Origin of the sequence: uncultured Arenimonas sp. (assembly GCF_963976025.1) — a bacterium.
GTDB lineage: Bacteria > Pseudomonadota > Gammaproteobacteria > Xanthomonadales > Xanthomonadaceae > Arenimonas.
On sequence record NZ_CAXBJS010000113.1, the window covers coordinates 1 to 8,566 of the forward strand.

Below are 8,566 nucleotides of genomic sequence, written 5' to 3' on the forward strand. Positions count from 1 at the left end.
TGGTGCCCGTGGAAGGCCGGCCGCGCTGGGCCTTCGCCGACCCGCGCCTGGAACAGGCCTCGATCGGCCACAAGGCGCTCTGGCGCATGGGGCCGGACCACGCGGTCCGTGTGAAGGCCAAGCTGGGCCAGCTGCGCGAACTGCTGGCGGCCCAGCGCCCGGCCGGCTGAAGGCTGCCCAGCGGCGGGGGCATGCGCTAGGCTTCGGCGCATGTCGCCGCTCCGAGCCATCGGGCGCCGGCTGGCTGCATTCCTGGCCAAGCCGCGCGAACGAAGCAGCCACCTGCCCACCAGCCCGCCGCGGCTGCTCGCCGCGACCCTGCGCAAGGGCGACGTGCTGCTGGTCGAGGGCAGCAGCCGATTCGCCACGGCCATCAAGTACCTCACGCAGTCGACCTGGTCGCATGCGGCCCTGTGCATCGGCGACACCCTGGGCCCGGCCGCGGAAGGCGACGAACCGCGCATCTTCGTGGACGTGGACGTGGTCGAAGGCGTGCGCACCATTCCGTTGTCCACCTTCGCCGGCCTGCACGCGCGCATCTGCCGGCCGGTGGGGCTGTCGGACGAGGAGATCGACGCGCTGGTGCGCTTCATGCTCGACCGCAAGGGCATCACCTACGACCTGAAGAACATCTTCGACCTGGCCCGTTACCTGGTGCGCACGCCGCCGGTGCCCGGTTCGATGAAACGCCAGCTGCTGGCGCTGGGCAGCGGCGAGCCGACCAAGGCGATCTGTTCGACCCTGCTGGCCCAGGCCTTCGAATCGATCCGCTACCCGATCCTGCCCGAGATTCAGCGCGTGGACGCCACCACCGCCGGCGGCCAGCGCGCGCGCCGGGAAATCCTGCATATCCGCCACCACAGCCTGTACGTGCCGCGCGACTTCGACGTCTCGCCGTTTTTCGAGATCGTCAAACCACGCCTGGCCCAGGGCTTCGACCACCGGGCGCTGGAATGGAAGGCCTGAGCCCGGTCCTGCCGGCCACGTCCAGCAAGGACCGCCAGGCCTGGCGCCTGGCCCAGGTGGTGCACGACAGCTACGAGCGTTCGAAGCTGGCGGGTTTCCTGTACCTGTTCGGCTGGGCCGTGGTGGCCTGGCTGGCCGGCGCGCAGCAGTTCGCGCCGCTGCCGACGCTGGCCATGGCGATGGCGTTCCTGGTGCTGGGCCTGCTGCGCCTGGCCATGCGGCCACCGCCGGCCGAAGACGCCGCGGCCAACCGCCGCTGGCTCAGGCGCTATGCGCTGGTGCTGCCGCTGGCGCCGCTGGCCTGGTCGGGCGTGCAGGGCTGGATGCTGCTCGACCCGCGTTTTGGGGCCGAGGTGCGCATGGTCTCGCTGATCGCCACCATCGGTTACGCCACCGTATTCGTGAACGTCTATACGACGGTGCGCTCCTTCGCCGTGGTCGGCGCCACCGCGCTGTTCCTGCCGACCCTGGTGATCCTGTGGCTGGACCAGGACCAGCGCGCGCTGGCGGTGGCCATGACCTTCTACGCCGTGTACCTGGTGGGCGCGCTGCTGCGCACGCACGTCGAATACCGGCGCCGTCTTGACCTGGACATCGCCCTGCGCGAACAGCGCGACCTGTATGAAGGACTCAGCCGCACCGACCCGCTGACCGGCGTCTGCAACCGCCGCCATTTCAGCGAACGACTCGACGCGCTGGCGACCCGGGCGCGCGAGGGTGGCGAGGGATTTTGCCTGCTGATCCTCGACGTCGACCACTTCAAGCACGTCAACGACCGTTACGGCCATGCCGTCGGCGACGCCTGCCTGCAGGCGCTGGCCGACCGCCTGCAGCAGGTGTTCACTCCGCCGCTGTGCCTGCTTGCGCGCCTCGGCGGCGAAGAGTTCGGCGTGTTGATGGAAGCCGGCGAGGACGAGGCCCGGCGCGCCGCCGAACGCCTGCGCGCCAGCCTGGTCGCCTCGCCCCTGGTGCTGGACGGCCGGCCGATGCTGGTGACCGCCAGCATCGGCCTGGGCCGCTTCGACCCGGACCGGCACGGCGATGCCGACGGTCTTTACCGCGCGGTGGACAGCGCGCTTTATGCCGCCAAGGACGCCGGCCGCGACCGCATCGCCGCCGACGCCTGAAGCCCGCGGGTTAGACTTGCCGCGTGATTGCCGATCCCGCGCTCGACACCTTGTTGCTGCCCCTGGCCTCCGGCGCGCTGGAATGGCCGGCGCCGGGCGGCTGCCTGTTCCTGCGCGCGCGCACGGGCCCGGCGCTCAACGCCGCGCGCCGGCACCGGCCGGTGTGCGAGCAGGGCTTCAAGCCTTGGGCGGACGCGCTGGACAGGGACGGGTTCGCGGTCTCGGAATCCAACACCGGCCGCTTCGGGCTGGTGATGCTGCTGGCGCCGCGCCAGCGCGACGAGTCCCGGGCGCTGCTGGCGCGTGCGGTGGACCAGGCCGGCCACGGCGGCGTGGTGCTGGCCTGCGCGGCCAACAAGGAGGGCGCGCGTTCGATGCAGGACGACCTCGAGCGCCTGACCGGTTCGGTGCACGTGCTGGGAAAGAACCATTGCCGCGCCGTCTGGACCACGCCCCTGGGTGACTCCGTGGACAGCGCGCTGCTGGCCCAATGGCGTGAGCTCGATGCGCCGCGGCCGATCCTCGATGGCCGCTTCCGGAGCCGGCCGGGCCTGTTCGCCTGGGACCGCATCGACGCCGCGTCGGCGCTGCTGGCGGCCAACCTGCCCACCGACCTGGCGGGCGAGGGTGCCGACCTGGGCGCCGGCTGGGGTTACCTCGCGGCCGAGGTGATGGACCGCTGCCCGGGCGTCACCGCGCTCGACCTCTACGAAGCCGAGGCCCGCGCGCTGGCGCTGGCGCGCATCAACCTGGCGGGCCGGCGCTTCACGCCCGGCCTGCACTGGCACGACGTCACCGCCGGCCTGCCGCGCCGCTACGACTTCATCGTGTCCAACCCGCCCTTCCACCAGGGCCGCGCCGACCAGCCCGAACTGGGCCAGGCCTTCATCGGCGTTGCGGCCCAGGCGCTGCGGCCCGGCGGCCGCCTGTGCCTGGTGGCCAATCGCCACCTACCCTACGAACAGGCGCTGGCGCGTGGTTTCGGGGAAGTGAGCAAGCTCGCCGACGCCGGCGGATTCAAGGTCATCCACGCGGTGAAGGCGGGCGCATGAAACTGGTCAAGCTGATCGCCAACCTGGGTTACGGCAGCCGCAAGCAGGTGGCGCTGATGTTCCGCGAAGGCCGCATCACCGACGCCGCCGGCGAGGTGCTGTACGCCGACGACGCGGTGGAACATGCCGACGTGCGCGTGGACGGCGAGCCGCTGGACCCGCCCCAGGGGCTGCTGCTGTTGTTGCACAAGCCGGTGGGTTACACCTGTTCGACCAAGGACCCGGGGCGCGTGGTCTACGACCTGCTGCCGCCCCGCTTCCGGCTGCGAAATCCGATCCTGTCGACGGTCGGGCGGCTCGACCGCGACACCTCGGGCCTACTGCTGATGACCGACGACGGCGCGCTGCTGCATCGGATCACTTCGCCCAAGGCGATGCTGCCCAAGATCTACGACGCGGTGCTGGACCAGGACCTGCGCGGCGACGAGGCGGCCACGTTCGCCAGCGGCACGCTGATGCTGGAATCCGAGAAAACGCCGCTGGCGCCCGCCGGACTCGAAATACTGGAACCGCGCCGCGCCCGGGTCACCCTGGTCGAAGGTCGCTACCACCAGATCCGCCGCATGTTCGCGGCGGTCGGCAACCACGTGCACAGCCTGCACCGGCACCGGCTGGGTGGGCTGGATCTGGACGGGCTGGCGCCGGGGGGGTGGCGGCTGCTCGGCGACGCCGACCGCGCCAAACTCTTCGACACCACGTTGTAGGAGCGCCTTCAGGCGCGAATCTTTTTGACTTTGCCTCTGGCAAAGAAGGGATTCGCGCCTGAAGGCGCTCCTACAGAGGGTCCGGATTTTCGTCAGTCGCGGAAGTTGTCGAACTGCAGCGGGATTTCCAGGTCCGACTTCTTCAGCAGCGCCATCGCTTCCTGCAGGTCGTCGCGCTTCTTGCCCGACACGCGCAGCTTGTCGCCGTTGATCTGCGCTTCGACCTTGATCTTGGCTTCCTTGAGCGTGGCGACGATCTTCTTGGCCAGCTTCTGTTCGATGCCCTGCTTGACGGTGATCTTCTGGCGCGCCTGGGCCAGGTTGATCTCCGGTTCGCCCTCGTCCAGGCAGCGGATGTCGATGCCGCGTGCGATCAGCCGGGCGCGCAGGATGTCGAGCATCTGCTTGAGCTGGAAATCGCTGGGCGCCTTCTGCGTGACCACGAAGCCGTCAAGCTCGAAGCTGGCGTCCTGGCCCTTGAAATCGAAGCGGTTGCCGAGCTCGCGGTTGGCGGTGTCAACGGCGTTGGTCAGTTCATGTTTGTCCACTTCGGACACGACGTCGAACGAAGGCATGGCGGCTCCCGGTTGGTTTTCAGCCATTCTAGCCGAGCTGGCCCGGCGTTCATCCGGCTGAACGGACGGCTGGCCTTCACGCAGGGCGAACGGCGGATTCAAGGGCAATTCAGCGCCGCGGACACAATCATTCGCCCCGTGGACGGCCCCGGCCGCCCGCACTCCGCAGCCCGAGGGATCCGAACATGAAAAGAGTACTGATGGTTTCGATGGTCGTCCTGCTGGCGGGTGCCACGGTGATGCCGGCGGCTGCACAGGACGTGCGCGCCCGCGTTGTCGCCGGTGCGGCCGCCCAGGACAACAAGGGCCCCATGCGCGTGGATCGCCGCGAAGACCGTCGCGAGGATCGCCGCGGGAACCGCGAGGACCGCCGGGACGACCGCCGTGATTGGCGTGCCGATCGCCGCGATGATCGCCACGACCGTCGCGACGATCGCCGCGACTGGCGGGCCGACCGCCGCGACGACCGACACGACCGCCGGGATGACCGCCGCGACTGGCGCCACGACCGCCGGGACGACCGCCGTGACTGGCGCGATGACCGCCGCGACAACCACCGCTACGTGCGTCACGACGACCGCCGCTGGCGCGGTTACCAGTGGCGCCCCGAGCACCGCTATCGCGCCCCGGCGCGCTATGTGTATCCGTCGGGCTATCGTCACGTGCGCTGGAACGTCGGCCACCGCATGCCGCCGGCCTATTACGGCCGCCCGTACTACGTGGATTACCACGCCTACCGCCTGCCGCCGCCGCCCTACGGCTACCGCTGGGTTCGTTCCGACCGCGACGTGGTGCTCGTAGCCCTGGCCACCGGCCTGGTGCTGGACGTGCTTTACGACCTGTACTACTGAGCCATCCGGCCAGGTAGTTCCCCGACGGGCGGCCGCAAGGCCGCCCGTCCTGTTTCAGTCTTCGGCGCCCTGCTCGCCATCGAACAGGCCCGGCTGCGGCGGCGCTTCGTCGTGGCCGCGGAAATTGGCCAGGCCCACCCCCACCAGCCGGTAGCGTGTGCGCGCCGGCAGGTCCACGCGCTGGCGAAGTTCCAGCGCGAGCGTCGTGAACTCCTCCAGCGTGCCGGGCATCACGGCCGGGGTCAGGCTGCGGGTGAGGATGCGGAAGTCCGCCGTCTTGAGCTTGAGCACGATGGTGCGTGGGCTGCGTTCGGTTTCACGACGGGCCGCGGCCCAGGCCTTGGCGGCCAGGCGCAAGATGGCGTCGCCGGTCTGTTCCAGCGGCAGGTCGGTTTCGAAGGTGTCCTCGGCCGACACCTGGGTGGTGGCGCGTTCGCTTTGCACCGGGTGCTCGTCGATGCCGAGCGAAAGCTCGTGCAGGCGCCGGCCCCAGCGTCCGAACCGGGCTTCCAGGCCGTCGCCGCCAAAACTGCGCAGCTGGCCAACCGTGCGGATGCCCAGCGCCGCCAGCTTGCCTTCCATCACCTTGCCCACGCCCGGGATCTTGCCCACCGGCAGCGGCGCCAGGAAGTCGGCCACCATCGCCGGCTTGACCACGTAGATGCCGTCGGGCTTGCGCCAGTCGCTGGCGATCTTGGCCAGGAACTTGTTGGGCGCGACGCCGGCGGAAGCCGTCAGCGAGGTTTCTTCGCGGATCTGGGCGCGCACGGATTCGGCCACCGCGGTGGCGCTCGCCAGGCCCAGCTTGTTTTCGGTGACGTCCAGGTAGGCCTCGTCCAGCGACAGCGGTTCCACCAGGTCGGTGTGGCGCGCGAAGATTTCCCGCACCTGCCGCGACACCGCCTTGTAGCGCACGAAATCGGGCGGCACGAACACCGCCTGCGGGCAAAGTTTTTCCGCCCGCAGCGCCGGCATTGCCGAGCGCACGCCGAACTTGCGCGCCTCGTAGCTGGCCGCGCAGACCACCGAACGCGCCCCGCGCCAGGCCACCACCACCGGGCGCCCGCGCAGCGAGGGGTCGTCGCGCTGTTCCACCGACGCGTAGAACGCGTCCATGTCCACGTGCACGATCTTGCGGGGCGCCGTCACGATGCGGCGCCGAGCCGGTCCTTCAGGTCGGCGCGGTAGCGGCGGCTGCAGGGCAGGGTGCTGCCGTCGTGCAGGTGGATGCGGGCGTCGCCGGTGTCCAGCGGTTCGATGCTGGCCACCTGGTCGAGGTTGACGATGTGGCTGCGGTGCACGCGCTGGAAGCGCGCCGGGTCCAGTCGCCCCTCGATCGCCGAGATGGTCGTGCGCAGCGGGTATTCGCGGCCGCGCACGCGCAGGTTCACGTAGTTGCGCGAGGCCTGCAGGGCCTCGATGTCGTTGGCGGCGACCAGGAATTCGCGGCCAAGCTTGCGCACCAGGAAACGTTCGGGGCGTTCGACCGGCGCATCCGGCGACGCATCGTCGGGCGCATCGAGCAGCCGCGCTTCGCCCTGCAGGCGTCGCACCAGGAACCGGTAGCCCTCCATCACCAGGGCGAACTGCAGGAAGGTGCGGCCGTCCTTGAGGTACTCGTAAAGCAACTGCCGGCCCCAGTTGCCGAAGTCGTAGTCGGCGCCGGCCCAGGCATAGACGGCCTCGCGCAGCGCCACCATGCCGGCCACGTGCAGCACGCAAAACACAAGGCTGCCCAGCAGCCACGCCGGCAGCACGCGCGCCCAGGTGTCCAGGTGCAGGGGAAAGCGCCGGGTGTACCAGGCGATGCCGGGCACCAGGGCCAGCAGGACCAGGTGGCTTGACCACTCCCAGACCGCGGGTTCCATCGGGTGGTGCGGCAGGCCGGCCCGGCGCAGCTCCATGCCCACCACCATGGTTTCGCTGGCCGCGCCCAGCAGGATCAGCAGGATCCAGGCGCCCCATTCGACCCAGCGGCGGTAGGGCCGGTAGCGGTCGTAGGTGGTCGGCGGGGGAGTGGCGGCGGGCATCGGCACATTCTAGGCAAGGGGCGGCGCGGAAGCCGCCCCCATTCGTCCCTGGTTCCCGCAATTGGTCCCTGTGGCCCCGCCGGGCGTCACTTGGCGCTGGTGGCGGCCGGCGCCGCGGCCCAGTCTGGCCCCGTCATCACCAGACAACGGAGTCGCCCGTGCAACGCCGCTACGACATCGACGCCCTGCGCGTCATCGCCTTCGCCCTGCTGATCGCCTACCACGGCGGCATGGTCTACGTGGCCGAGTGGGGTTTCCACCTCAAGTCCGGCCATACCTACGAATGGCTGCAGTGGCCGATGATCGCCATGAACCGCTGGCGCATGGACCTGATCTTCCTGCTCTCGGGGCTGGCCATCGGCCTGTTCCAGCCCGAGCGGCAGCCGGGGCGCTTCGTGGCGCTGCGCACCTGGCGGCTGCTGCTGCCGCTGCTGTTCGGCATGGCCGCCATCGTGCCGGTGCAGGCCTACTGCGAGGCGGTGGCGAACGGCGTGGTCGAGCCGGGCTTCCCTGCTTTCATGGCGCGTTACCTGCAGCTGCAGCCCTGGCCCGAGGGCGGCTTCGCCGGCGCCGAATACGGCTTCACCTGGAACCACCTGTGGTACCTGGCCTACCTGTGGACCTACACGCTGGTGCTGGTGCTCCTGCTGCCACTGCTGCGCAGCCGCGCCGGGCAGGCGTTCGCCGCCTGGCTGGGCGGGCTGCGGGGCGCCTGGCTGGTGCTGGTGCCGGCGGCCCTGCTGGGCCTTTACATGAACACCCTGCTGCAGCCCTTCGGCGATGCCGAACGCGACCTGGTCAGCGACTGGTACCGGCACGCCGAATATTTCACCGTTTTCCTGCTGGGTTACCTGCTGGCGCGCAGCGAGGCCTTCTGGACCGAGCTGCTGCGCCTGCGCCGGCCGCTGCTGGTGGCCGCGGTGGTGATGGGACTGGTTTACCTGCCCCTGCTGCGTTCGGACATTGAATTCGGCGACCTGGCCCTGGCGGCGATACGTTGCCTGCGCGGCCTGTATGCATGGACCACGCTGCTGGCGATCCTGGCCTGGGGCCACCACCTGCTCAACCGACCGTTGCGCTGGTTGCCCTACGCCACCGAGGCGGTCTACCCCTGGTACGTGATCCACCAGAGCGCCATGGTGCTGCTGGCCTACTGGCTGGTGCCGCGCGGGCTGCCGGTGTGGGTGGAAGCCGGCGCCGTGCTGGGCGGCACCGTGCTGGCCTGCGCCCTGGGCCACGAAATCGTGCGCCGGGTCGGCGT

9 protein-coding genes are annotated in these 8,566 nt (G+C 70.1%); 6 read left to right on the top strand and 3 right to left on the bottom strand.

Features of this window, described 5'->3' with window-relative positions; all coding sequences use genetic code 11:
* Window positions 1-210 precede the first annotated feature (210 nt).
* From AACZ35_RS09665 to AACZ35_RS09680, 4 genes are read left to right on the top strand one after another with little or no spacing between them, the layout of a single operon-like run.
* Entirely contained in the window at window positions 211-966 is a 756-nt protein-coding gene (locus AACZ35_RS09665; RefSeq protein ID WP_339828561.1) for a lipo-like protein, read from the top strand.
* Entirely contained in the window at window positions 954-2,093 is a 1,140-nt protein-coding gene (locus AACZ35_RS09670; protein ID WP_339828563.1) for a GGDEF domain-containing protein, read from the top strand. The genes AACZ35_RS09665 and AACZ35_RS09670 overlap by 13 nt, the downstream gene beginning before the upstream one ends.
* A gap of 23 nt (window positions 2,094-2,116) precedes the next feature.
* A complete protein-coding gene (locus AACZ35_RS09675; RefSeq protein ID WP_339828565.1) occupies window positions 2,117-3,145 on the top strand; it encodes a methyltransferase in 1,029 nt (342 codons plus the stop codon).
* On the top strand, window positions 3,142-3,849 hold the full coding sequence (locus AACZ35_RS09680) for a 16S rRNA pseudouridine(516) synthase (RefSeq protein WP_339828568.1): 708 nt from the start codon (window positions 3,142-3,144) through the stop codon (window positions 3,847-3,849). The genes AACZ35_RS09675 and AACZ35_RS09680 overlap by 4 nt, the downstream gene beginning before the upstream one ends.
* A 92-nt stretch (window positions 3,850-3,941) precedes the next feature.
* Here AACZ35_RS09680 and AACZ35_RS09685 read toward each other — a convergent pair whose 3' ends face one another.
* Window positions 3,942-4,424 carry a YajQ family cyclic di-GMP-binding protein gene (locus AACZ35_RS09685; RefSeq protein WP_339828570.1) on the bottom strand — a complete coding sequence of 161 codons (483 nt, stop codon included), beginning with the start codon at window positions 4,422-4,424 and terminating at the stop codon, window positions 3,942-3,944.
* A 185-nt stretch (window positions 4,425-4,609) separates the two neighbouring features.
* Here AACZ35_RS09685 and AACZ35_RS09690 point away from each other — a divergent pair, with 185 nt between their 5' ends.
* Window positions 4,610-5,275, top strand: coding sequence for an RcnB family protein (locus AACZ35_RS09690; protein WP_339828572.1), 666 nt, complete (start codon window positions 4,610-4,612; stop codon window positions 5,273-5,275).
* Window positions 5,276-5,329: 54 nt separating this feature from the next.
* On the opposite strand, the gene dinB is transcribed toward AACZ35_RS09690, so the two are convergent.
* Together dinB and AACZ35_RS09700 are read right to left on the bottom strand one after the other, a co-directional pair.
* Entirely contained in the window at window positions 5,330-6,424 is a 1,095-nt protein-coding gene (gene dinB, locus AACZ35_RS09695; RefSeq protein WP_339828574.1) for a DNA polymerase IV, read from the bottom strand.
* A complete protein-coding gene (locus tag AACZ35_RS09700; RefSeq protein WP_339828576.1) occupies window positions 6,421-7,305 on the bottom strand; it encodes a LytTR family DNA-binding domain-containing protein in 885 nt (294 codons plus the stop codon). Before AACZ35_RS09700 ends, dinB begins: the two co-directional genes overlap by 4 nt.
* 158 nt (window positions 7,306-7,463) lie before the next feature.
* On the opposite strand from AACZ35_RS09700, the gene AACZ35_RS09705 reads away from it, so the two are divergent.
* The coding region (locus AACZ35_RS09705) for an acyltransferase family protein (protein WP_339828577.1) at window positions 7,464-8,566 on the top strand (1,103 nt) is incomplete at its 3' end.

What these genes read in the sequence shown, in the direction of transcription:
- AACZ35_RS09690 (WP_339828572.1), top strand. Translation starts at nt 4,610, where the DNA reads ATGAAAAGAGTACTGATGGTTTCGATGGTCGTCCTGCTGGCGGGTGCC.
- AACZ35_RS09670 (WP_339828563.1), top strand. Translation starts at nt 954, where the DNA reads ATGGAAGGCCTGAGCCCGGTCCTGCCGGCCACGTCCAGCAAGGACCGC.
- AACZ35_RS09680 (WP_339828568.1), top strand. Translation starts at nt 3,142, where the DNA reads ATGAAACTGGTCAAGCTGATCGCCAACCTGGGTTACGGCAGCCGCAAG.
- AACZ35_RS09665 (WP_339828561.1), top strand. Translation starts at nt 211, where the DNA reads ATGTCGCCGCTCCGAGCCATCGGGCGCCGGCTGGCTGCATTCCTGGCC.
- AACZ35_RS09685 (WP_339828570.1), bottom strand. Translation starts at nt 4,424, where the DNA reads ATGCCTTCGTTCGACGTCGTGTCCGAAGTGGACAAACATGAACTGACC.
- AACZ35_RS09700 (WP_339828576.1), bottom strand. Translation starts at nt 7,305, where the DNA reads ATGCCCGCCGCCACTCCCCCGCCGACCACCTACGACCGCTACCGGCCC.